The organism is Mycobacterium sp., from assembly GCF_965229105.1.
In the GTDB taxonomy this organism is placed as follows: Bacteria; Actinomycetota; Actinomycetes; order Mycobacteriales; family Mycobacteriaceae; genus Mycobacterium.
Map to the genome: position 1 here is coordinate 1222157 of NZ_OZ245858.1, position 22570 is coordinate 1244726.

Below are 22570 nucleotides of genomic sequence, written 5' to 3' on the forward strand. Positions count from 1 at the left end.
GCTCACCTCCGCGATGCCCGAGGTTTCCGAGATCCCCGGGGTGAGAGTTCTTTTTAGTAGAGATTGTCCTGCCGCGATGGCGTTCGACTTGACGTTCGATCGCTGGCACTATTAGAACACGTTCTAGTGGGCCGTATTGGTCTTCACCGCATGAAAGAAGAGGCCCGCGATGGCGCAGATTTCTCAGACCGACACCGCCGAACAGTTTGCCGCGCGCGAAATGGTGCGGGACTGGGCGGCGGGATCCGGTGCGATCACCGCCATCCGTGAGATTGAACAGGGCAAGCCAGACGCGTGGCGGCCGGTGTACTCAGCGCTCGCCGAGCTGGGGTTATTCGGCGTCGCGGTGCCCGAAGAGGCGGGTGGCGCCGGCGGCAGCATCGGCGATCTGTGCGCCATGCTCGACGAGGCGGCCTGCGCTCTACTGCCGGGACCGGTCGTGTCGACCGCGCTGGCGACGCTGATGCTCGACGGGGCCGGCGGCGCCGAGCTGCTGGAATCGCTGGCGGCCGGGGAACGGACAGCGGGGCTGGCGCTGGCCGCAGAACTCACCTTCGATGCGGATAGCGGCCAGGTCAGCGGCACCGCCGAGCATGTTGTCGGCGCAGATAGTGCCGGAGTCCTGCTACTGCCCACCGCGGATGCCTGGCTGCTGGTCGACGCCACCGCCAACGGTGTGGAGCTCGAGCAGCTGATCGCGACGGACTTCTCCCGGCCGCTGGCACGGGTGGTCCTGACGTCCGCGCCGGCCATCAGGCTTTCGGCCACGCCGCAGCGGATCCGCGACCGGGCCGCGACGCTGTTCGCCGCCGAAGCGGCCGGCGTCGCCCGGTGGGCGTTGGACACCGCCGTCGCGTACGCCAAGGTGCGCGAGCAGTTCGGCAAGCCGATCGGCAGTTTCCAGGCGATCAAGCACATGTGCGCCGAAATGCTGGTCCGTGCCGAGCAGGCCGCCGTGACCTCCGCCGACGCCGCGCGGGCGGCAGTCGACAGCGATCACGACCAGTTGGCGGTATCGGCTGCGGTCGCCGCGGCCACGTGTATCGCCGCGGCCATCGACAATGCCAAGGACTGCATCCAGGTCCTCGGCGGTATCGGTTTCACCTGGGAGCACGACGCCCACCTCTACCTGCGTCGGGCGTACGGCATCAGCCAGCTGCTCGGCGGCCGACAGTTCTGGCTGCGCCGGATCGCCGCGTTGACCACCGGCGGGTTGCGCCGTCGCCTTGGGATCGATCTCAGTGAGGTGGCCGATCAGCGGGCCGGCATCGCCGCCGATGTCGCCGCGGTGGCGCAGTTACCCGCCGAGCAGCGTCAGGCGGCGCTGGCGGCTGCCGGCCTGCAGGCCCCGCACTGGCCTGCCCCCTACGGCCGGGACGCCGCCCCCGCCGAGCAGCTCCTCATCGACCAGGAACTGGCGGCCGCGGGGGTGGATCGACCCGACCTCGTCATCGGATGGTGGGCGGCGCCGACCATCCTGGAGCACGGCACGCCCGCGCAGATCGAGCGGTTCATGCCGGGCACGCTGTCCGGCGAGATCTACTGGTGCCAGCTGTTCAGTGAACCGGGTGCGGGCTCAGACCTTGCCGCGCTGCGCACGAAAGCTGTTCGCGCCGAGGGTGGTTGGCTACTGACGGGTCAGAAGGTCTGGACCTCGAACGCGCAACGCGCGCAGTGGGGGGTATGTCTGGCGCGGACGAATCCCGACGCCCCGAAACATAAAGGCATCACCTACTTCATCGTCGATATGACGGCACCGGGCATCCTGATTCGACCGCTGCGCGAGATCACCGGTGAGGCGCTGTTCAACGAGGTCTTCCTCGATGACGTCTTCGTTCCCGACGAGTTGGTGGTCGGCCAGGTCGACGGGGGCTGGGCGTTGGCCCGCACCACGCTGGCCAACGAGCGCGTCATGATGGGCGGTGGCGGCAAGCTCGACAAGGGGATGGAAGACCTGATCAGTGAGGTCGACGGCCTCGATCTCGATGTCGCGGAACAGGATCGGCTCGGGGCGTTGATCGTCGCCGCCCAGATCGGCTCGCTGCTGGATCACCGGATCGCCGAGATGGCGGTCGGCGGCCGGGATCCCGGTGCGCAATCCAGTGTGCGCAAGCTGGTGGGCGTGCGCTACCGGCAGGCGTTGGCCGAACGGATGATGGAACTCGCCGAGGGCGGCGGGATCGTCGATTCCGCCGAGTTGCGGTATTTCCTGAACACCCGGTGCCTGACCATCGCCGGTGGCACCGAGCAGATCCTGCTGACACTGGCGGCAGAGCGACTACTCGGCCTGCCCCGCTAGCTCGCAGCAGCTAGAAGCGCGTCTGGCTGCAGGTGCTCGGTGAGGTGATGTTATGCCCGCCGTAGACCACCTGGATCGTCGAGCAGACGATGTAATCAGCATCGGTCTTCGGTCGGCCGGTGGCCCAGTCGGTGGGGCGGGTGTTGCCGACGATCCGGTACTTCTCCACCGGTCCGCCGCCGAAGTAGATCGTGGTGAACTCAACGGGCCCAATGGATTTGAACATCCTGGTATTGGGCGCGTTGAAGTCGGAGTCCAGATAGTTGTTGCGGTCCATGGAGCGCAACGTGGTGGTTTGGCGCGCCCACAGGTCGTCCGGGAATCCGGTCGGCCCGTCGGGGGTCATCAGATTTGCACTCGCGGTGAAGTAGCACTGCGCATCGGCGAGTACGCAATTGGCGGTGGTGTGCGTCTCCAATTGCGTACCGTCGCCCATCGGGAAGGACGTGTTGGCGGTATCCGAGGCCGCCGCGCCGATCGCGGGCTGCGCCAGCGCGGCGACGAACAACAGACCCGAGGCTGCTGCTGCGATCCTGGGGAGGCACTTCATCGTGGAAAAGGTAGCGCCGTTGTCACTCGTCATAGGTCACTTCCACCGAATCGGATGCCGGTAGCGCCTGGCAGCCGAGGATCAGGCCCTCGTCGAGATCGGACTGCTCCAACACGTCGTTGATCTCCATGGCCACCTCACCGCTTTTCTTCAGCACCGCGCATGCGCCGCAATGGCCTTCGCGGCAGGAGAACGGCGCGTCCAGTCCCTTGTCGAGCAGTACGTCGAGCAGCTTGGCGCTGCGTGGCCAGCTCAGCTCGTGGGTTTCACCGTCGAGGGTGACGACGGCGGTGGCCGGTGGCTCGTCACTGTCGTCGTCGGAAATCGTGATCGCTGCGAACGGATCGGAGTCCAGCGACCGGAACACCTCGACGTGCACCTGTTTTTCCGGCATCTTCAGCGCATCCAGTGCGTCCTGCGCGGCCCGCATGAACGGCCCTGGTCCGCAGATGAACGCCTGCCGGGAGGTGTGACCGGCCATCAGCCGGGCAAGCGCTGCCACGCTGGGCAGTCCCTGCACCGATTCCAACCAGTGCACGACCGAGAAGCGGTCGGGGTATTGGGCCACCAGCTCGCGAAGCGCGCCGGCGAAGATCACCGATCCTTCGTCGCGGTTGGCGTAGATCAGCGTGACCTGGCCACGGCCCTGAGACAGCGCCGACTTGCAGATCGCCATCATCGGGGTGATTCCGCTACCGGCAGCGATCAACAGGAAATCGTCGTCGAGTGTCTTGGGCACGAACGTGCCCGACGGCGCCAGCACGTGCATGCGCATGCCCGGGTGGGCGTGGTCGCACAGCCAGTTGGACGCGTAGCCATCGACGGTCCTTTTGACCGTGACGGTCAGCGCGTCATCGCTGTGCGGTGAGCTGCACAGCGAATAGCAACGCGCCACCGAGCCGGTGCGGTCGCTGGGGATCCGCAGGGTGAGGAACTGACCAGGCGCGTACCGCAAACGCTCGGCAGGTACCGCTCCGTCGGCCGGAACCGTAAAGACGATCGACCGCGCGTCGGCGGTCTCGGTGATCACATCGGCCACCTGCAGTTCCAGCACGTGGGTGCCGAGTGGTTCGTCGGTCACGGCGTTACTCACCTCTTCCCGCTGCTTTGCTGCATAACTAGAACAGGTTACAGAAATGCCCCTCCGCAGGTCTAGCCGCTGCAGGCATAGGCTGCTCGACACGAATCGTAACGTGTTCTAGTCTTTACCTAGTTTCACTACCCTGATCGATAGCCCGCATCGATTTCCGCACCGTGGGAGGCAATGCAGTGACGTCCATTCAACAGCGTGACGCGCAGTCGGTTCTAGCCGGCATTGATGACCTGCTCCCGCAGCTGCGGGATCGGGCTCAGGCCACCGAGGACCTGCGTCGCATCCCCGACGAAACAGTCGGGCAACTCGATGAGGTCGGTTTCTTCAAACTGCTGCAACCCGAGCAGTGGGGCGGCTTGCAGTCCGATCCGGCGGTCTTCTACGAGGCGGTCCGCAGGATTGCCAGCGCGTGCGGATCCACCGGTTGGGTGTCGTCGATCATCGGCGTGCACAACTGGCACCTGGCGCTGTTCGACCAGCGGGCCCAGGACGAGGTCTGGGGCGACGACCCGACCGTGCGCGTGTCATCCTCGTATGCCCCAATGGGAGCAGGCGTTGTGGTCGACGGCGGCTACCTGGTCAGCGGCGCGTGGCAGTGGTCCTCGGGCTGCGAGACGGCGACGTGGGCGTTCCTGGGTGGTCCGGTGATCAAAGACGGAAAGCCGGTCGACTTCGGCAGCTTCCTGATCCCGCGCAACGAGTACCGCATCGACGACGTCTGGCATGTGGTCGGGCTCAAGGGCACCGGCAGTAACACCGTGGTGGTCAAGGATGTCTTCGTGCCCAGCCACCGGTTCCTGTCGTACAAGGCGATGAACGACCGCACCGCGGGCGGCCTGACGAACAACACCGCGCCGGTATACAAGATGCCTTGGGGCACAATGCATCCCACTACCATCACCGCTCCGATCATGGGGATGGCGTACGGCGCGTATGACGCACACGTCGAACACCAGGGCAAGCGCGTACGCGCCGCCTTCGCCGGTGAGAAGTCCAAGGACGATCCGTTCGCCAAGGTGCGCATTGCCGAGGCGGCCAGCGATATCGATGCCGGCTGGCGCCAACTGATCGGCAACGTCGGCGACGAGTACGCACTTCTCAAGGCGGACAAAGAGATTCCGTTCGAGCTGCGTGCCAGGGCCCGTCGTGATCAGGTGCGCGCCACCGCTAGGGCGATCGCTTCCATCGATTTGCTGTTCGAAGCGTCCGGTGCCACGGCACTCGAAACCGACAAACCCGTGCAGCGGTTCTGGCGTGATGCTCATGCCGGTCGGGTGCACGCGGCAAATGAACCCGAGCGGGCGTACATGATCTTCGGAAACGAGGCGTTCGGGCTGCCGCCGCAGGACACGATGGTGTGATGACGTCCTTCATCGAAGAGGTCGCGTCCCAGACCGAGGTCACGTTCGAGTCCACTTCGCGCTATGCGCAGGTCCGCGAGGACATGAAGTTGCACTACCACGAGGCGGGCGTCGGTCATTCGCAGACGGTCGTGTTGTTGCACGGCGGTGGCCCGGGTGCGTCCAGCTGGTCGAACTTCGGGCGCAATATCCCGGTGCTGGCCAAGCAGTTTCACGTCATTGCGGTGGACCAGCCTGGCTACGGCTTCTCGGATAAGCACACCGAACACGAGCAGTACAACCGCTACAGCTCGACAGCGGTACTGAACCTCTTCGATCATTTGGGTATCGAGCGGCCCGCGCTGGTCGGCAACTCACTCGGCGGCGGCACCGCTGTGCGGCTGGCACTTGACCATCCTGACCGCGCCGGCCGGCTGGTACTGATGGGCCCGGGCGGTCTGAGCGTGAACCTGTTCGCGCCCGACCCCACCGAGGGTGTCAAGCTGCTCGGGAAGTTTGCCGCGGAGCCCACGCGGGAGAACATCGAGAAGTTCCTGCGCATCATGGTTTTCGACCAGAAGATGATCACGCCCGAGCTCGTCGACGAGCGCTTCGCCATCGCCAGCACGCCGGAGTCGCTGGCGGCCACCAGGGCGATGGGTAAGTCCTTCGCCGGGGCCGATTTCGAACTCGGCATGATGTGGCGCGAGGTCTACAAGCTGCGCCAGCGAGTTCTGCTGATCTGGGGCCGCGAAGACCGCGTCAACCCGCTCGACGGTGCGTTGGTGGCGCTCAAGCAGATTCCCAAGGTGCAACTGCATGTCTTCGGGCAGTGCGGGCATTGGGCGCAGCTGGAGAAGTTCGACGAGTTCAACAAGCTCACTGTTGATTTCCTGGGGAGTTAGACCATGAGCATCAAGGCGCTGGGGTACATGCGCATCGAGGCGACTGATGTGCCGGCATGGCGCGAGTTCGCGCTGAAGGTGCTTGGCATGGTCGAAGGTGACGGTGCAGAAGAAGGCGCGCTCTATCTGCGCATGGATGAGATGGCGGCCCGGCTGGTGATCGTGCCGGGCGAGCACGACCGTCTGCTCATCTCCGGCTGGGAGGTCGCCGACGCGCCCGCTCTGCAGGTCCTGCGCGAGACGCTGGCCAAGGCCGGTGTCGATTTCACCGAGGGCACCCGCGAGGAGAAATCCGAACGGCGCGTCGAGGGACTGATCCGGTTCAACGACCCCGCGGGCAATGTCCTTGAGGCGTTCCACGGCGCCCAGTATCTGGGCCGCCGGTTCGTCAGCCCCTACGGCCACAAGTTCGTCACCGCCGAGCAGGGCCTCGGGCATGTCGTGCTCACCTGCGACGACGATGCTGCCGCCCAGGCGTTCTACCAGGACGTGCTGGGCTTCCGACTGCGGGACTCGATGAGCCTGCCGCCGCAACTGGCCGGCCGCCCGGCCGACGGCGATCCAATCTGGTTGCGCTTTTACGGCTGCAACCCGCGCCACCACGCGCTGGCTTTCATGCCGATGCCCAACCCGACCGGCATCGTGCATCTGATGGTCGAGGTCGAAGAATCCGACGACGTCGGCCTGTGTCTGGACCGCGCGCTGCGCCGCAAGGTGAAGATGTCAGCGACGCTGGGCCGGCACACCAACGACAAGATGCTGTCCTTCTACATCAAGACCCCCGGCGGATTCGACATCGAATTCGGTTGCGAGGGGCTCGAAGTCGAAGACACCAGCTGGGTCGCCCGGGAAAGCACCGCGGTCTCGCTGTGGGGGCACGACTTCAGCGTCGGCTTCAAGTAGTGCCGTGACCGCAGACTTGGACCCGCGCACATTCCGTCATGTGCTCGGTCAGTTCTGTACCGGCATCACCATCATCACGACGGTGCACGAAGGAGTGCCGGTCGGGTTCGCCTGCCAGTCCTTCGCCGCCCTCTCGCTTGACCCTCCTCTCGTATTGTTCTGTCCGACAAAGGTTTCCCGGTCCTGGCAGGCCATTGAAGCCAGCGGTTCGTTCTGTGTGAACGTGCTGACTGAAAATCAGAAACACATCTCCGCCCGCTTCGGCTCGAAGGAGCCCGATAAGTTCGGCGGTGTCGACTGGCATCCCTCGAAGACGCACGGCGTTCCGATCATCGACAACTCACTGGCCCATATCGAATGCACAGTGGCGTCGGTACACGACGGCGGCGACCACTTCGTGGTGTTCGGAGCGGTGCAGTCGTTATCGGAAGTGCCGAAGGTCAAACCGCGACCGCTGTTGTTCTACCGCGGTGAGTACACCGGCATCGAACCCGACAAGAACTCGCCCGCCCAATGGCGTGACGACCTCGAGGCCTTCATCACGGCGACGACGCCCGACACCTGGCTTTAATCTCTAACCCCTCTGCCTCTAACCCCTCTACCGCGAGCGAGCGTGTTTGCACGCAACACGCCGAGCAACTGCGTACAAAGGCGAGCGTTCGCGCCTGCGGAGGCGAGTGGCCGCAATCAGCTCGACAGCGGAGCGGGAATGGCGGTCGGAATGCGTGCAAGGAGCGGACGCAGCCGAACTTCGTGCGCATAGCCGTCATAGCGATCTAGCCATTTGGCCACCTCGGTTATCACGGTTGGGCTCAGGGTGATGCGTTTGGTGGCCGCCACAGTGAGAACACGTTCAATCGCCGGGATGTAGTCACCGCTGCCCAATTCGACGAATAGCAGCGCACGCTGAGATCGGTGGACGCTCGCGCCGGCCGCGTCGGCCAGCTGCCAGGCCAGCTCAGTGTCTGAAATCATCGGTGTGCCTTCGGTCTGTCGTGTCGATCGATGTAGCTGCGTGACGTTCTCGCGCTACACATATCTATTGGCTGTAGGTTAGATTCGGGCTATCGGCGACTGACTTTCGGTGTAATCTGTGCCAGGGTTGCCGACCGTGCAGAGCTACGAGACGCGATGTCCTATGGTGGGCGGCACCCTGAGGCTCATCGGCAGAAATGCAGGTAATACGAACTGTTTCAACATCGTTCGATGAGAGGGGTCGCCGGGATCGGCCAGGTCGAAACGGTCAACCAGGACGAACTGCACCATGGTCAACCATTGGGCGACGGCAGTCATGTCCAGGTCGTCGCGGATTTCACCTCGGTCCATCGCTTGTTGGAAGATGGGTGTCCACATTTCGGCCGTGAGGTTGGTGGCGAGTGCGGACCCACCGTCGATGGGCGTGTTCTGTCCGCGCTCAGCGGGGCTAACCAGGAGTCGGACGAGGGGATCCTTCCGGCCGCGGTCGACCAGGTAGACGAGGCCCTCGACGAACTGCTCGGCGAAGGTTTCGTAGCCGAGGACGAACGTTCGGGCGCGCTCGAACAGCACTCTGGACCGCCGCTCGATCAGTGCTCCCAGTAGCGCATCGCGATCACGGAAATACCGGTAGACGGTGGGTCGGGAGACGCCGGCTTCGCGACCGATGTCGTCCATCGTGGTTTTCGCGATTCCGTAACGGGTGATTACCTGTTCGGCTGCCAACAGCAGTTGCTGACGCGCTTCGTCGGCATCGGTGCTGAGACCCGATCCACCCCTATTGCGTGCCATGCGACCCCATATCAATCATCCGCGAAACTAACCGATGATACATGATCCATGAATTGTCAGGCGTAAATTCTTTCCGCCGTCCGAACCCCGCTGGAAGCTGCCAACTCGCGGAAAAGCCCACGACTTCCTTGAAGAGAGCACTTTTCATCGTCATGCGCTTCGATCAGCATCATCTACCGGGCCAACCTGGTAGATGGATTTGAGGCTCTGATAGGTCTGAAGTCCCTCAGGTCCTAGCTCGCGTCCCATCCCGCTGTCCTTGACGCCGCCGAACGGGGACCGGATATCGAGCTCATAACCGTTGACGCCGATCGAACCGGTGTGCACCTGGCGGGCGATATCGGTGGCGCGGTCGGTATCTGATGACCAGACGGTGCCGGCCAACCCGAACCTGCTGTCGTTGGCGATGCGCACAGCATCTCTGTCGTCGCGGTAGGGGATCACCACGACGACGGGCCCGAAGATCTCCTCCTGGGCCAGGCGGTCGGCGTTGTCGACATCGGCAAAGACGGTGGGCTCGACGAACCATCCACCCAGATGATCAGACGGCACCGAGCCGCCGGCTACTAGCTTCGCACCACTGGATTTGCCCACCTCGATGTAGTCGATCACTCGATCGCGCTGTCGCCTGCTGACGAGTGGTCCGACTTCGGTGGACTCGTCGAGTGGGTCGCCCACGATCAGCCCGGAGGCCATGGCGGCAAGGGCCTCGACGATCTCGGCGTAACGCGAGACCGGCGCTAGGATGCGCGAACTGACGTGGCACGTCTGGCCGTTGTTGACAAACGATGCTGTCCGCAGACCCGCGATGGTCGCTTCAAGATCGGCGTCGTCGAGGATGATGGCGGCCGATTTGCCGCCGAGCTCCAGAGTGACGGGTCGCAGCAGGCGCCCGCACACCCCGGCGATCGACCGCCCCGCCTCCGTGGAACCGGTGAACGCCACCTTGTCGATGCCCGGGTGGCTCACCAGATGCGATCCGGCAGCAGCGTCACCGGGCACCACACTCAGCACCCCGGCCGGCAAACCAGCCTCCTGGGCTGCTTGAGCGAATGCCAATGCGTCCAAGGCGGTTTCGGGCGGAGCCTTCAGGACGACCGGGCATCCGGCTGCCAGCGCCGGCGCAATCTTCATGATGGCCAACCCTTGCGGGTAATTCCAGGGAGTGATGGCACCGACCACGCCGACCGCCTCTTTCCGGACGATCGTGTGGCCGATGAAACTGGGGCGGATCTCTTCGACATCTTCGCGGGCGGCCAGTCTGGCGTAGTAGCCGACCAGGGCGGCGGGAAACAGACCGTTGACCGGACGGGACAACGTAATGGGCATCCCATTCTCGCGGCTGACCAGTTCGGCAGTGCCATCGGCCCGCGAACTGAGTGCGGTGGCAAAGCGTTTCAGTGCTGCGGCGCGCTCGACGGGGTCACTGGATCGCCACTGATCAGCCTCGGGGGAGTGTGCCGCGGCAACAGCGTCGTCGATATCGGATTCGGTTCCGCAGGGCCCGTCGCCGAGAGGGCGACCAGTGGCTGCCTCGGTAATCGGGATCACCTTGGCGGCCGAACGAAATTCACCACCGATGAACAACTGCGCGGACGGGATTGAATAGGTCATCAGGAGCTCTCTGTGGCGTGTTTAGATGGGGCAGGTGGTGCCGAAAGGGCGCCGTCGACGATAAGTTGTTCGATATCAGACACTTCGAGACCCAGGATCCGCTCGATGAGCTCGCGCGTGTGCTCACCCGGCATGGGGGCCGGCCGCAACTGGGCAGGGCGGATATGGCGGAACAATGCGGGTGCCGTCTCAGTCGGCAGTGGATTGTCCAGCAGCGGATGGATCATGTCGGTGTAGAGATTCCGCAGCACCACCTGTGGGTCGGTAAGGACATCCGCGGCCCGGTTCATCGGCCCAGCCGGGATGCCGGCGCCCTGCAGCAGGTCGGCCACGGTGTTCTGGTCGTAGTCGCGCGTCCAGCGGGAGACCGTGGCGACCAACTCATCGTCGGCGAGATCCGTGCCAATGAGCTTGGCCAGCGCGTGTCGATCGGACTCGTCGGTAATGGTGATCACGCACCACTCGTCATCTCCGCGGCAGGGGAATATGCCACTGATGCTTGGGCTTTTGGTAACCGCTAACCCTGCTGCCCGGGCGGCCTCGACGGTGTAGATCGCGCCGAGTTGGTCGACGGCAACCTCGGCCTGCGATACGTGGATATGTGCCCCTGTGCCGGTGGCTGCGCGTCGCAGCAGTGCGGACACCGTGGCGATTGCGGTTATTCGCGCGACCACGTGGTCGGGGAAAACTGTGGTGGTGTCCCAGAACGGGTGCCTGCTTGCTCCACCTGTCTCGGCGGCCCACAGTCCGGTGATGCCGGTGGAGGCGCGCACCAGCGGTCCGTATCCCATCCTCGTACTCCACGGGCCGTTGTCGCCGTATGCGCTGCTTTCGGCGAGCACGATTCGCGGATTTAGTTCTTGGAGCTGTTGATACGAGAATCCGAGCGCGGCAAGCGTACCCGGCTTGAAGTTGGCGAAGACGATGTCGGACTCCGCGACCAGACGCCCGAAAAGCTGGGCACCAATGGGATTGCGCAGATCTAGGCCGAGGCTGTACTGGTTGCGGTGGGTCCAGGCGAATGATTCGCTGATGGCCTGCCCAGGCCGCGTCTGGCGCAACCCATCGGGGTAGGCGACGCTCTCGATCTTGATGACTTCGGCGCCCAGATCCGAGAACAATCGAGCCAGTTCGCCACCTGCGACGATCACACCGAGGTCCAGCACCCGCAAGCCAGAGAACGGACGGCCGGTCTCGGACCCCAGCGGAAGCGGCGGCAGCTCGGCGCGGGCGGGCCAGTTCGGTGGCACGGTGGCGCTCGCCGGAATCCACCGCACGCCGGCCCGAGCACCGTCAACGACGACGCAGCCGTTGGGGACGGACAGTGTCACACCTGGCGCCGGTTCGATATCTGTCAGTGCCGAGGTGGCCCGGAAGTGGGCGGAGGCGAGAGCTTCCGCCGGTGTTGACACCGCGGCCACCGGAACGCCGAATTCTGTTCCTGTCGTGACCAGCTCGTCGACGGTGTGGGTGGCGAATGTCTCGGCGATCAATGCGCCGATCTGATCGAAAGCGGCGAACCGAGCGCCGATGCCGTCGTACTTGGGATCTTGGAATTCTTCGGGTTCGCCTAGCCAGGCCCGCAGGCCACGCCACTGCCGCGGAGCGAGCACACAGATTCGTACCCACCCGTCCTGGCAGGAGAAAATCGGGTAGGAATCTTGGCTTTTCGGTCGCCCCCGCCGGGTGGCATTGACTTTCCGCGCCGCCGCAGCCTGCCCTTGGGCGCCAAACGGCGGATCGAGTGTCTGTAGGACTGCTTCGTAGCGGGAGAAGTCGATGTAGTCGCCGAGACCGCTGCTGCGGCGGTGGTAGAAGGCGGCGAGCACTGCCCAGGCAGCTTGCGCCGCCGCGGCGGCCGAGGCGATTCCGTGAGGTGGGAGCACAGGCGGGCCGACGGGTGGTCCCGATCGGGACAACACACCGGACATCGCATAGAGCACGGCGTCGCTGGCCCGCCACGAGGCGTGTGGCCCGGTGGTACCGAAGTCGGTCACCGACATCGATACCAACTGGGGGTATCGGTCGGCCAGCGCCTCGCACGAAGTCCCGAATGCAGCAGTGCCTCCGGGGATTCCAGAGTCGACGAGGATGTCGGCGCCACTTGCCAATTGCGCAAAGCGGTCCCGGTCTGCATCGATTTCCGGGTTGAGCCGCACCACGTGCTTGTTGACGTTGGCGAGCAGGAACGCCACACTGACCCCCGCGACTGCAGGAAGGCTGGCGCGGGCGGTTCCCCCGGTGGTCGATTCGACCTTGACCACTTCGGCGCCGAGATCGGCGAGAAAGCGAGTGACCAGGTCGGCGTCACCGTCTGAAAGATCGAGCACGCGAACAGAATCGAGCAGTTGCACGTCTGATCCCTACCGGGCTCGCGGAAAGCGTTCGGCCACATCGTGGTACTCCTCGCGGACCGTCTTCTTGGCGAGTTTTCCGCTGGGCAGCCGGGGAAGTGGCTCCGAACGCAGCACCACGTAGCGGGGCACCTTGTAGTCGGACAGCAGACGTTCGCAGTGGGCCACCACAGAGCGCTCGGTCAGGTCGGCACCGGGTGAGACGGTGATGATGGCTGCCGGGGTCTCGCCGAATCTCGCATCCTTGGCCGCGATCACTGCCACCTCTGCCACGCCGTCGAGTGTGCTGATGGTGGCCTCGAGCTCAACCGGAGAAATGTTGATACCTCCGGAGATGATCAGATCCTTCATCCGGTCGACAAAGGTGATGCGCCCTGCCTCATCGCTTGTGCCGAGATCGCCGCTATGCAGCCAGCCGTCCCGAATAGCGGTGGCCGTGGACACGGGATCGTCCCAGTAGCCCGGTGTCACGCCGGGTCCCTGTATGACGATCTCTCCGGCCTCTCCGGGATCAACAGGGGAACCGTCCTCGGCGACCACGCGCACCTCGGTGAAGATCGACCCGACTCCACAGGAGCCCGGGTGCTCCAGTGCTTCGGATTTCAGCGTGGCGGTCGAAACCCCGCCAGATTCCGTCATCCCGTAGATCTGCCGCAGCAGCACGCCTTTGTCAGCCCAGGTCCTGAGCAGGTCGGTCGGAACGGCCGCACCACCGACGATGGCCGTCTGTAGGGAGTTCAGATCGGCGGCGGCGAACTCCGGTGCGCGCGACATGGCCTCGAAGATCAGCGGAACACCGAAAATCGCTTTGACAGCGTGCTTTTCGATCAGGGTGACGGCACGTGACGGGTTGAGGTCCCGTTCGACGATCAGGGTGCCACCCAGCACGGCGGTCATCAGAACCCCGTAGACCAGCCCTGGTGTGAAGGCAAGCGGCAGGACCAGCAGTGTCACGGTGCCGCGGCAGAAACCTTCGTCGGTGAGTGTCCGTTCCAGGGCGATGTTCATCAGCGTCTGGTTGGTCAGGATGACACCTTTGGACAGTCCGGTCGAACCGCTCGTGAAGATGACGGCGATCGGATCGTCGACGTCGCCGTCGACGCGGAAGTCGTCCGCTTCGCCCGAGCGCTCGGCGGCGACCCCGTCCAGGTCGAAGATGACGAAGTCGCGGCCACCGCAACGGGCATCCTCGGCTACTCCGGCCAGGGCCGTGGCGGCGACTAGCGCACTGATCCCGGCGTCGTCGGCGACCTTGCGGACCTCGGCGGGCTTGAGTCGCGAGTTCAGCGGTACGAGGATGGCACCGGTCGTGACGATGGCCAAGGCGACCACCGGCCAGTACAGACAATTCGGGGCTAACAACCCGACGCGGTCGCCGGGTTTGACGCCGTCGTCGGCAAGCCGCCGAGCCAGCCGACTGGACCAGCCGTGTAGCTCCCGGTACGTCAGGGTCTCGTCGTCGACGATGATCGCCGGCTTGTCGCCCTCGGTCCTCGCCCACCAATGCACGGCGGAGCTCACAGTCGCGGCCATCTTCCTCCTCTTAAACGGTGGCTGGGGAGCCGAAGACAGTGGAACTGACCAGCGGCGCCATCGGCCCGCCGATCAGGAGTGAGATATCCGCGCCGGCAACCGGATTGGGCGATCCGCCACGGATCTGCCGGACCGATTCGGCGACCAGACCGATACCGTGCACGAAACCCTCGGCGATATTGCCGCCTGCGGTGTTGATCGGGAGCACCCCGGTTTCGACGGTGAGGTTCTCGACGGTCATGAACTCACCCGCGGCCGGGCCGGGAGGACACAGACCCAGATCGATCATCGATGCGACGGCGGGACCGGTGAAATTCTCGTAGACCTGAGCGACGTCGACATCGGCAGGGCCGATTTGGGCGGAGCTCCACAGCCGCCGCACCAGAGCGGGATGGAACCCGGCGCTGGTGTAGTTCACTTCGTTCTCCACCGACTCGGTCCAACCGGCAGATGCGCCCTGGACGCTGGCCAGGATGTAGGCGGGCGTACCACGATACTGGTCGACGCGATCGGACCGCACAACGAGAATTGCTGCGGCGCCGTCATTTTCCCTGGAGCAGTCATACAAGTGCAGAGGCTCGGCGATCAACCGGGAACCGTCGTAGATCTCGATGTCCAGCGGCTGGCCGTAGGCGACCGCGCGCGGATTGCTCTGGGCGTGGTGGTAGCCGGCCAACGACACCGCATGCAGTGCCGATGCTGGGATGGCATCCACCTCCAACAGACGCTGGGTACGCATGGCGCAGACCTGAGCCGGAGCGACCATGCCGTGGGCCGAGTACAGATGTCCCATATGGCCCTTGTTGAACGCACCCCGACCATCGGTGGCCTCGCTAAGGCCACGATAGACCGCCACACAGTCGGCTTGGCCGCTATACACGGCTGCGGCGGCGCAATTGACCGCAGCGGCGACCGCACCACCGCCTCCTCCGGTGATCTGCGACGACCATCGAACCTCATTCACACCCAGCGCGGCGCCAAGCTCAAGGCCTTCGCTGGAATCGCCTGCATAAGAGATAAACCCGTCGATCAACCGGGAATCGGCACCGGCATCCGCACACGCCGCCAGAATTGCCTGCAGTACGAGTTGTGCCGAAGTCAGCGGACTGGAGCCCCGTTTGAAGTAGTCGGTAGCCCCGACGCCGACCACTGCGGTCGCACCCCGGAAACCTGTCATTGCTGCTCCTCGCTCAACTGCCAACGCATCAACGGCCAGTGCCGATCGTCCGGTGGCTGCTCGATTGTTCCGTGAACGGGGGCGCCGATGCGCGGAGTGACGCCGTCTGCCTCGACGAGAACGCCGACCACTCGTCGGCCGCCGGCCGCCGGTAATTCGACGAGCACGTTGACGAACGGCAGGTGACCTCTGCTCTCCGGCGTGAACGGCTGCCAGGTGCGTGTCCAGGAGTAGATGGTGCCCATGGGTTCCACTGCCTCCCAACCCATATCGAATGAGTGGCAGGCCGGGCAAATGGGGCGCGGCGACCACGTCCAGGTGGCGCAATCCCGACAATGCTGCAGTAGCAACTCGCCCACGCGTAACCCATCCCAGTGCGGGCTGTCCAAACCGTCGTCCGACGGCCCCGTGAGGTCGATCCAGGGCGGCGTGTCGGGGATATTGCGGACGCTGAAGACACGCCAGGTGCTGTCGGTGAAACGCACCCATCGCGACCGTAGCTCGGTCCAGGTGTCATCGGGCGCGGTGTACCTGATGATGGCGTCGTAGCGGCCATCGTCCAGATCGGTGATCGAACGGACCTCCGAGCTCGTCAGTCGAGCCGGCAGGTCTGACGAGCCGATGAGTTGCCCGATCCGATCGGGCAGGAAATCGGCAAGTACCGCCTTGTTGTCGCCAGCGGCGACCGACTTGCCATGCAGCTCGACGGTGCGCTGCAGATCGGCAGGAAGCCTTGTGCGCCAGGTCATTTTGAGCCGCCTAGTTCGTATCGCACGTCGGTACGGTCGTGCTGGAAACCGGCCAGGCGGCACGCGTTGACCAGCCTGGCATCACCGGAATCGACGTAGATGATCAGCCCGGTCAGGCCGGCTTCATGGGTGACTGCCGCCGTGCCGTCGAGCAGACCGCGCAATGCGGGGCCATCGGCAGCGGGAGCGGCCGAAAACTTCGACACCGTGGCGCAACTCCCGAACTCCTCAGACGGTATCGGCGCCACGTCCAGCGCGACAACGCCGGTGATGGTGCCCGCGTGGCGCAGCGCGTAAAGCGGGTCAGGTCCGCCGAGCGTCGATGCCCAGTCGAGGTGTTCTAGGCCATGTTCCCTGATGCGCTCCAGTACCGGTGCCGCTGCGGTGTCGCGGACGGAGTCGGTCGGCCGGATCAGCTTCCACATCCGCCGGGTACGGGGAATGAGGAACCGATTACTGAGGCGGCCACTCGCGGGATGGTTTCCGCGTGCCCACGCGCCGATCACATTCGCACCGGTGCCCAGCCACCCTCCGTCACCGGAGGTATCAAGCCCAACCTGTTCCAGCAGTAGCGTGGTGATGCCGATGGAACGGAACCGGGGATCGATGACCAGGACGCCCTTGGCGGTGGCATCCGGTGACACCTCAAGCCGTAGGAGACCCGCGATGCGTTCCGGCTCGTCGGGTGCAGACATCGCGATGGCGTGCGGCAGCATCCAGATCAGCAGATGCCGAAGGCGCTTATCCTGCTGCGCTATCGCATGTTGGACATCATCGAAATCGATGGTGCTGTATTCGGGCTCGGTGTCATAGGCGGCGGCGCGCGCGAGCATCTCCGCCAATTCCACCGACTCAGCCGGGTTGAGGTTGGTGCGCCATTCGTATTTGATCATTGTGTGGTCACGCCGATGCGGCGCGGCCTGCGGCCAGCAGCTTTTTGATCTCGCGCCGGAACAGCTGGTTCGCGACTTCGTTGCGGCCCAGCAACATTCCACCGGCATCCGCGCTGCCCATACCGCGCTGTGAGTTTCGGAGCAGGGGGAAGTCTTCGTTGTGCAGCACCGCCAGCAGAATCTGCCAGTTCTTATCCCAGCGTTTGTTCCAGTGCTCCTCTTCTAGACCCGACTCCTCGACTGGCGGCACCATCAGACGCTGCTCCATGCGTGAGAGGCTCGGGTCGGTGGGATGCGGCCGGAAGGTCAGCAGCTGGAAATGGTCGGGCTGACGCAGCAGGGTGCTGTTCGGCAGCAGGAAGTGGGTTTCGGTGACATAGGGATCCAGCGGCTGGTCACCGGGGTCCTCTTCCAGCCAGCGGTCGATCGACTTACGTGGCGCGATGAAGCGCAGGTGCCGCCCGAAGTCCTCGAATGCCATCACATTGGTGTGGATCACTTTGCCTGCGGTATTCGGATGCGCGTACTGAATGTGGTAGCCGTCCAGGAACGCGTCCTGCATGATCTTCCAGTTGGTCGGCTCGTCGAATCCGCCGGCTCGGAAGCAGACCAGCTTCTCGAGCTCGTACCCGGCCAGGATGGCGTCCATCTCCGGCCCGAGCCACGCGGCGACGTCTATTTCGGCACCTGCTTTGTCGACCACCCAGATGAATCCGTGGCGCTCCTCGCAGGGGACTTCGACCAGTCCGTGTTCGGCCCGATCGATCTCGCCGAAGGTGTTGTCGCGAGTGACCATGCGCAAAGCGCCATCTGGGTCGTAGGACCAACGGTGGTAGGGGCAGGAGAAGAACCGGCAGCGACCCTTTTCGTTCTCCTCGAGCAGTGCTCCGCGGTGCCGGCACAGATTGACGAAAGTCTTTACCGATCCATCTCTTTGCCGCACGGCGATGATGTTGTTGCGCGGCATCTGTGCTGTCAGGAAGTCGAAGGGTTTGGCGATTTCGGATCCGAGGGCGAGGATCGAAGGCACCGTGCCGAAGATGAGATCGCGTTCTTCCTGGGCGAGCACGGGATCGGTGAACTCGTGCGCCTCGAAGTCGACCACCGCGTCGAACTTGTCGGTGGTGTCGTTGCGCAGTAGCTCCAGCGCGCGGCGAATGCGGTCTTGACGTGGCAGTGAAGTGGTCATTTCGCGTACTTCGCCTCTGGTGTGAAGGTGATGGGCATGCGCGCACACCCGCGAACCTGGCTCGAATGGAAGACCGGAGGGTCACTCTCGACCAACTGGTAGTCCGGAATGCGGCGGTGCAGCTCTTCGAGCGCGACGATCAATTCGAGCCGACCGAGATGTGAACCGAGGCAACGGTGTACGCCCGCACCGAAGGCCATATGACGGTTTGGCGTGCGCTCGATATCGAAACGATCGGCATCGGGGAACTCGGCCTCGTCACGGTTGGCCGAACACAGCATCACGATGAGCTGATCGTCCTTGGCGATGTGTACCCCGCCCAGTACAACGTCTTTTGTGGCGCGCCGTCCCGGCACGACAGCGGCCTCATAGCGCAGGATCTCCTCGACTGCCCTGGGGATCGTCTCCTTGTCGGCGATGATCTCCCGGCGCTTGTCAGGGTGCTGCGTGAGGTGGAAGATCGACCACGCCAGCGAACCCTGCACCGTGTGCAATCCACCGATCAGCAGGAGGAAGAACATCCGGTTCAGCTCTTCATCGTTGAGCAGCCGATCGCCATCAGGCAATTTGACCTCGGTGTGAATGAGCGTGGAGGTGATGTCGTCGCCGCGGTTCATCCGGCGATCCTCGATGATCTTCTGGAAGTAGCCGAACATGGTCAGCCCGGCCATCATCCGCGCCTGATTCGATTCTTCCTCCGTGCCACCAGGTTTGCCGAAAAGAACGGAGTCGGTGGCTTCGGTGAACAAGGGGGCGTCTGTCAACGGCCAATCCATCAATGCCAGAAAGACGCGGGCGGGCAACTCGTGGGCGAATTCGGAGATGAACTCCGCCTCGCCCTTGGGGCCGAAGCTGTCGATGAGTTCGTTGACCGTGGCCCGGATCTCGTCGGTCAGTCGTTTCATCCGTTGCGGGCTGAACAGTGGCTGCAGGGCCTGGCGGTACGACGAGTGTTCCGGTGGGTCGAGTTCCAGCGGGATGAACTTTCCCATATCGCTGGTGGTCAGGTTGTTCGGAAAACTGGAGAAGGTTTCCGCGTCGGTGAGAACCTGATGAATCTCCTTGTAATGCGTGACAATCCAGTGTCCGCCCCACGTCGTGGAGTACACCACCGGACCGAGCGCGCGCAGTTCGGCCATCCGTTCTTGGATGTTGTCGACGGGGAAGGCCAGTGCCGGATCGTAGATGTCGAAATCCACGATCAGGTTGGTGGGCACTCGTTCCAGAGTCGTCATTGCAGGGTTCCGTTCGTTTAGGTGCTCAGAGGGCGGGTTCGGGATTCAGGTCCTCTTCGAACCACATCCCGACCCGGGAGAGTGTGCCGCCGTCGGTTGCCCCGATCGTGGCGCCCGAAATGTAAGCCGAATCGTCGGATACTAGGAACAGGGCGACCTTGGCATTATCGGAAAGTGACGGTGGCCGTTGCAGTTTGAGGGGAATCGGGGAGACGCTGGGATTCCAGGGTCCGGACACTTCCTCGTAGGACTGGCCCACTACAGGCGAGCCGGGAGGCATGAGGAAGTTCGGCGACATACCATGCGTCGGAGCGATGGCATTGACCCGAATGCCGTATCGACCGAGATCGAGGCTCAACCCGCGGACCAAGCCGTTGACCCCGGCTTTGGTCGCGGAATACATGGCGATGCTGTGGTACGCGACCAACGAGGCCGCCGACGAGGTGGCGAGGATGGTGCCGCCGCCATTGGCTTTGAGATGGGGAACTGCAGCCTGAGCGGTGTAGACGACACCGCTGAGGTTCACTCCAACCACGTGTTGCCAATCGGCGTCGGTGAGGTCCTCGAACGCCACGAACTCGCCGCCTGCAACGGTCGGTACGCCGCCACGCGACACGACGCCGGCGTTGGCCCAGGCGATATCCAACTTGCCGAAGGATTCGACGGTTGCCGTCACAGCCGCGGTGATCTCGTCGCGCTGTGCCACGTCAGCGGTGAGCGCAATGGCCTCGCCGCCCTGCTGTTCGACCAGTTTCAGTGTTTGCTCAGCGCGGTCAGCGTCGATATCGACGATGGCTACTTTGGCGCCCTCCGCGGCGAAGAGTTGGGCCGAATGCCGTCCAAGTCCCGACCCGGCGCCAGTGATGAGCGCGACTTTGCCCCTGAGTTTCATGGCTCTCCTTCGATCGGCATTGGCCGAGGATTCTTTGCTTCGACTTGCGGCAGGTGAGGAACTTCAGTTCGAACTGAAGTCCGGCGCTTGTGACCTCTGCCACCTTCGTGTAAACCTTACGCCGATAGGTATAAGACGTCAATCACAGATTGTCAGCTGACACGAAAGCTCTCCATATTCGCAGATGGGCGTCAATATCCACTCAAGCTTGCGCCCTGAAAAGGGCTTCTGCGCTAAATCTGAAGGTCAAATGTGGCCCGGCGTTCACTGTCGGTCAGCGAAAGGATGTCGCGAAATGGATGGTCGAACTCCGGTGCTCGTCGCAGTCGGCCAAGCGAGTCAGCGGGACGGCGCAGAGTCGATGTTGGACCCGGTCGGCCTGATGGCTGTGGCAGCCCGTGATGCTGCGGGCGCCGAGCTGCTTGCAGCGGTTGGGGCACTTCGCGTCGTCAACCTTCTCTCGTGGCGATACCGCGACCCAGGTCGGTTGCTGGCTGACATGATCGGAGCCAACCCGACGCAGACGACCTATAGCGGCGTTGGTGGAAATACACCGCAGTCCCTGGTCAACCAGGCCTGTCTCGATATTCAGGCGGGCCGAGCAGATGTGGTGATGCTGGCCGGCGGCGAGACATGGCGAACCCGGATGAAACTGCGCGCCCAAGGCGTGAAACCGGACTGGCCGCGCCAGGACGAGGCCGTGGCCAAAGCAGAGTCCGGTGCCGATGTGCCGATGGCCGGTGAGGCCGAGGAGCGTATCGGACTAGACCGGCCCGCCTACGTCTATCCGCTGTTCGAAGAGGCGATCAGGCAGGCCAACCGGGAGAGCGGCGAGGAGCACCGCAGACGTATCGGCGAGCTGTGGTCCCGGTTCAGTGCGGTGGCCGCCAACAATCCTCATGCGTGGACGCGCACACAATTCACCGCTGAGCAGATCTGGGCGCCGTCGCCGGACAACCGGATGGTGACTTGGCCCTACACAAAGTTGTTGAACTCCAACAACATGGTCGACCAGGCTGCTGTGCTGATCTTGACATCGACCGAGGCGGCGAGCAGGCACCGGATCCCGCGGGAACGATGGGTTTTCCCTTACGCCGGAACGGATGCTCATGACACCTACGCCATCGCCGAACGCGAGAAGTTGCACCGCTCGCCAGCCATCCGGATAGCGGGCCGACGGGTGCTCGAGCTGGCCAACACCCACGCCGACGAGGTCGACATCGTCGATGTCTACTCGTGCTTTCCGTCGGCTGTCCAGGTTGCAGCTACCGAACTTGGCCTTTCGCTTGTTGATTCGGCGCGTCCCCTGACTGTGACCGGCGGACTGACGTTCGCCGGTGGTCCGTGGAACAACTACGTGATGCATTCGATTGCGACCGCTGCGGAACAGTTGATCCAGGATCCGGGGCGAACGGCATTGATCACTGCCAACGGCGGTTATCTGACCAAGCACAGTTTCGGGGTGTACGGGACCAAGCCTCCGGTCGGTGAATTCCGGTGGGAAGATCTGCAAGCGACTGTCGACCGGTCTCCGCGCCGCGCAGCGTACGCCAGCTGGGAGGGGATCGGTCGAGTCGAATCCTGGACCGCGCCGTTCGATCGCCGCGGGGTCCCGGAGCGGCTTTTCGTCGCGGTCCGCACGCCCGACGATGCGCGTGTCCTGGCTGTGGTCGACGCTTCTGAGGCTGCGTTGGCGGTGTACGACGATCTCGCAGGCGCCGCGATCAGCGTGCGGCCCGATGGAACCGCGTCCCTGAAATGACGCGCCTAGTCTTCTTCGATGATGAGAGCCAGCTCGGGGCAGGCCGCTACGCCCGCCTGGACCAGGCCCTCGTCGCCGGGTGCGACGGTGCTCGGCTCGAGGGTCGAGTAACCCTCGTCGTCGATCGGAAACAGATCCGGATCGACCACATAGCACTGCGCATGGCCGGAGCACTTGCTGCGTTCGAGGCGAACTTTCATGGCCTCCACTTCCGTCATCTCGGGCAGATAAACCTATACCCTTTAGCTTATAGGGCTGACTATAGGCCCGACTGGCGGTAACGTCCAGGACGCAAGCGGACATCATTGCTGGGAC

The 22570-nt window shown here is 63.9% G+C and carries 20 protein-coding genes; 6 read left to right on the plus strand and 14 right to left on the minus strand.

Going from position 1 to position 22570, the window contains the following annotated elements:
- Positions 1 to 178 precede the first annotated feature (178 nt).
- Positions 179 to 2299 carry an acyl-CoA dehydrogenase family protein gene (locus ADBZ9O_RS05880; protein WP_526532885.1) on the plus strand — a complete coding sequence of 707 codons (2121 nt, stop codon included), beginning with the start codon at positions 179 to 181 and terminating at the stop codon, positions 2297 to 2299.
- A gap of 10 nt (positions 2300 to 2309) precedes the next feature.
- On the opposite strand, the gene ADBZ9O_RS05885 is transcribed toward ADBZ9O_RS05880, so the two are convergent.
- On the minus strand, positions 2310 to 2849 hold the full coding sequence (locus ADBZ9O_RS05885) for a hypothetical protein (RefSeq protein WP_526529273.1): 540 nt from the start codon (positions 2847 to 2849) through the stop codon (positions 2310 to 2312).
- 22 nt (positions 2850 to 2871) lie between these two features.
- Entirely contained in the window at positions 2872 to 3930 is a 1059-nt protein-coding gene (locus ADBZ9O_RS05890) for a 2Fe-2S iron-sulfur cluster-binding protein (RefSeq protein WP_526529275.1), read from the minus strand.
- Positions 3931 to 4118: 188 nt separating this feature from the next.
- Between ADBZ9O_RS05890 and hsaA the strand changes: the two genes are divergently transcribed.
- Genes hsaA through hsaB form a run of 4 tightly spaced genes read left to right on the plus strand, consistent with a single transcriptional unit; the run spans position 4119 to position 7661 of the window.
- On the plus strand, positions 4119 to 5303 hold the full coding sequence (hsaA, locus tag ADBZ9O_RS05895) for a 3-hydroxy-9,10-secoandrosta-1,3,5(10)-triene-9,17-dione monooxygenase oxygenase subunit (protein WP_526529277.1): 1185 nt from the start codon (positions 4119 to 4121) through the stop codon (positions 5301 to 5303).
- Positions 5303 to 6187 carry a 4,5:9,10-diseco-3-hydroxy-5,9,17-trioxoandrosta-1(10),2-diene-4-oate hydrolase gene (gene hsaD, locus ADBZ9O_RS05900; RefSeq protein ID WP_526529279.1) on the plus strand — a complete coding sequence of 295 codons (885 nt, stop codon included), beginning with the start codon at positions 5303 to 5305 and terminating at the stop codon, positions 6185 to 6187. Before hsaA ends, hsaD begins: the two co-directional genes overlap by 1 nt.
- Before the next feature lie 3 nt (positions 6188 to 6190).
- A complete protein-coding gene (gene hsaC, locus ADBZ9O_RS05905) occupies positions 6191 to 7090 on the plus strand; it encodes an iron-dependent extradiol dioxygenase HsaC (RefSeq protein ID WP_526529281.1) in 900 nt (299 codons plus the stop codon).
- A gap of 4 nt (positions 7091 to 7094) precedes the next feature.
- Positions 7095 to 7661, plus strand: a complete 567-nt coding sequence (hsaB, locus tag ADBZ9O_RS05910) for a 3-hydroxy-9,10-secoandrosta-1,3,5(10)-triene-9,17-dione monooxygenase reductase subunit (protein ID WP_526529283.1) — start codon at positions 7095 to 7097, stop codon at positions 7659 to 7661.
- Between the two features lie 116 nt (positions 7662 to 7777).
- On the opposite strand, the gene ADBZ9O_RS05915 is transcribed toward hsaB, so the two are convergent.
- From ADBZ9O_RS05915 to ADBZ9O_RS05965, 11 genes are all read right to left on the minus strand, one after another.
- On the minus strand, positions 7778 to 8065 hold the full coding sequence (locus tag ADBZ9O_RS05915; RefSeq protein WP_526529285.1) for a tryptophanase: 288 nt from the start codon (positions 8063 to 8065) through the stop codon (positions 7778 to 7780).
- 144 nt (positions 8066 to 8209) lie between these two features.
- On the minus strand, positions 8210 to 8857 hold the full coding sequence (locus tag ADBZ9O_RS05920; RefSeq protein WP_526529287.1) for a TetR/AcrR family transcriptional regulator: 648 nt from the start codon (positions 8855 to 8857) through the stop codon (positions 8210 to 8212).
- A 150-nt stretch (positions 8858 to 9007) separates the two neighbouring features.
- Positions 9008 to 10471 carry an aldehyde dehydrogenase gene (locus ADBZ9O_RS05925; RefSeq protein WP_526529289.1) on the minus strand — a complete coding sequence of 488 codons (1464 nt, stop codon included), beginning with the start codon at positions 10469 to 10471 and terminating at the stop codon, positions 9008 to 9010.
- Positions 10471 to 12825, minus strand: a complete 2355-nt coding sequence (locus ADBZ9O_RS05930) for a CaiB/BaiF CoA-transferase family protein (RefSeq protein WP_526529291.1) — start codon at positions 12823 to 12825, stop codon at positions 10471 to 10473. The genes ADBZ9O_RS05925 and ADBZ9O_RS05930 overlap by 1 nt, the downstream gene beginning before the upstream one ends.
- Before the next feature lie 9 nt (positions 12826 to 12834).
- On the minus strand, positions 12835 to 14358 hold the full coding sequence (locus ADBZ9O_RS05935; RefSeq protein ID WP_526529293.1) for a class I adenylate-forming enzyme family protein: 1524 nt from the start codon (positions 14356 to 14358) through the stop codon (positions 12835 to 12837).
- 10 nt (positions 14359 to 14368) lie between these two features.
- Positions 14369 to 15535, minus strand: coding sequence for a thiolase family protein (locus ADBZ9O_RS05940; RefSeq protein WP_526529295.1), 1167 nt, complete (start codon positions 15533 to 15535; stop codon positions 14369 to 14371).
- A complete protein-coding gene (locus tag ADBZ9O_RS05945) occupies positions 15532 to 16284 on the minus strand; it encodes a Zn-ribbon domain-containing OB-fold protein (protein ID WP_526529297.1) in 753 nt (250 codons plus the stop codon). Before ADBZ9O_RS05945 ends, ADBZ9O_RS05940 begins: the two co-directional genes overlap by 4 nt.
- On the minus strand, positions 16281 to 17177 hold the full coding sequence (locus ADBZ9O_RS05950) for a hypothetical protein (RefSeq protein WP_526529299.1): 897 nt from the start codon (positions 17175 to 17177) through the stop codon (positions 16281 to 16283). The genes ADBZ9O_RS05945 and ADBZ9O_RS05950 overlap by 4 nt, the downstream gene beginning before the upstream one ends.
- A gap of 7 nt (positions 17178 to 17184) precedes the next feature.
- Positions 17185 to 18366, minus strand: coding sequence for an aromatic ring-hydroxylating oxygenase subunit alpha (locus tag ADBZ9O_RS05955; RefSeq protein WP_526529301.1), 1182 nt, complete (start codon positions 18364 to 18366; stop codon positions 17185 to 17187).
- Positions 18363 to 19601: a cytochrome P450 gene (locus ADBZ9O_RS05960; protein WP_526529303.1), complete on the minus strand. Its 1239-nt coding sequence runs from the start codon at positions 19599 to 19601 to the stop codon at positions 18363 to 18365. The genes ADBZ9O_RS05955 and ADBZ9O_RS05960 overlap by 4 nt, the downstream gene beginning before the upstream one ends.
- A 25-nt stretch (positions 19602 to 19626) precedes the next feature.
- Positions 19627 to 20493 (minus strand): SDR family NAD(P)-dependent oxidoreductase, encoded by an 867-nt coding sequence (locus ADBZ9O_RS05965; RefSeq protein WP_526529305.1) that lies wholly within the window; start codon positions 20491 to 20493, stop codon positions 19627 to 19629.
- Positions 20494 to 20788: 295 nt separating this feature from the next.
- On the opposite strand from ADBZ9O_RS05965, the gene ADBZ9O_RS05970 reads away from it, so the two are divergent.
- Positions 20789 to 22255 (plus strand): acetyl-CoA acetyltransferase, encoded by a 1467-nt coding sequence (locus ADBZ9O_RS05970; protein WP_526529307.1) that lies wholly within the window; start codon positions 20789 to 20791, stop codon positions 22253 to 22255.
- Positions 22256 to 22260: 5 nt separating this feature from the next.
- Here ADBZ9O_RS05970 and ADBZ9O_RS05975 read toward each other — a convergent pair whose 3' ends face one another.
- The gene (locus ADBZ9O_RS05975; protein ID WP_526529309.1) at positions 22261 to 22455 is read right to left on the minus strand and encodes a ferredoxin; all 195 of its coding nucleotides are present in this window, start codon (positions 22453 to 22455) and stop codon (positions 22261 to 22263) included.
- Between the last annotated feature and the right edge of the window lie 115 nt (positions 22456 to 22570).

Excerpts from the sequence above, each read along its gene's own strand:
- ADBZ9O_RS05885 (WP_526529273.1), bottom strand. The coding sequence starts at position 2,849 with ATGAAGTGCCTCCCCAGGATCGCAGCAGCAGCCTCGGGTCTGTTGTTC.
- hsaD (WP_526529279.1), top strand. The coding sequence starts at position 5,303 with ATGACGTCCTTCATCGAAGAGGTCGCGTCCCAGACCGAGGTCACGTTC.
- hsaC (WP_526529281.1), top strand. The coding sequence starts at position 6,191 with ATGAGCATCAAGGCGCTGGGGTACATGCGCATCGAGGCGACTGATGTG.
- ADBZ9O_RS05915 (WP_526529285.1), bottom strand. The coding sequence starts at position 8,065 with ATGATTTCAGACACTGAGCTGGCCTGGCAGCTGGCCGACGCGGCCGGC.
- ADBZ9O_RS05920 (WP_526529287.1), bottom strand. The coding sequence starts at position 8,857 with ATGGCACGCAATAGGGGTGGATCGGGTCTCAGCACCGATGCCGACGAA.
- ADBZ9O_RS05925 (WP_526529289.1), bottom strand. The coding sequence starts at position 10,471 with ATGACCTATTCAATCCCGTCCGCGCAGTTGTTCATCGGTGGTGAATTT.
- ADBZ9O_RS05935 (WP_526529293.1), bottom strand. The coding sequence starts at position 14,358 with ATGGCCGCGACTGTGAGCTCCGCCGTGCATTGGTGGGCGAGGACCGAG.
- ADBZ9O_RS05940 (WP_526529295.1), bottom strand. The coding sequence starts at position 15,535 with ATGACAGGTTTCCGGGGTGCGACCGCAGTGGTCGGCGTCGGGGCTACC.
- ADBZ9O_RS05945 (WP_526529297.1), bottom strand. The coding sequence starts at position 16,284 with ATGACCTGGCGCACAAGGCTTCCTGCCGATCTGCAGCGCACCGTCGAG.
- ADBZ9O_RS05950 (WP_526529299.1), bottom strand. The coding sequence starts at position 17,177 with ATGATCAAATACGAATGGCGCACCAACCTCAACCCGGCTGAGTCGGTG.
- ADBZ9O_RS05955 (WP_526529301.1), bottom strand. The coding sequence starts at position 18,366 with ATGACCACTTCACTGCCACGTCAAGACCGCATTCGCCGCGCGCTGGAG.
- ADBZ9O_RS05960 (WP_526529303.1), bottom strand. The coding sequence starts at position 19,601 with ATGACGACTCTGGAACGAGTGCCCACCAACCTGATCGTGGATTTCGAC.
- ADBZ9O_RS05965 (WP_526529305.1), bottom strand. The coding sequence starts at position 20,493 with ATGAAACTCAGGGGCAAAGTCGCGCTCATCACTGGCGCCGGGTCGGGA.
- ADBZ9O_RS05970 (WP_526529307.1), top strand. The coding sequence starts at position 20,789 with ATGGATGGTCGAACTCCGGTGCTCGTCGCAGTCGGCCAAGCGAGTCAG.
- ADBZ9O_RS05975 (WP_526529309.1), bottom strand. The coding sequence starts at position 22,455 with ATGAAAGTTCGCCTCGAACGCAGCAAGTGCTCCGGCCATGCGCAGTGC.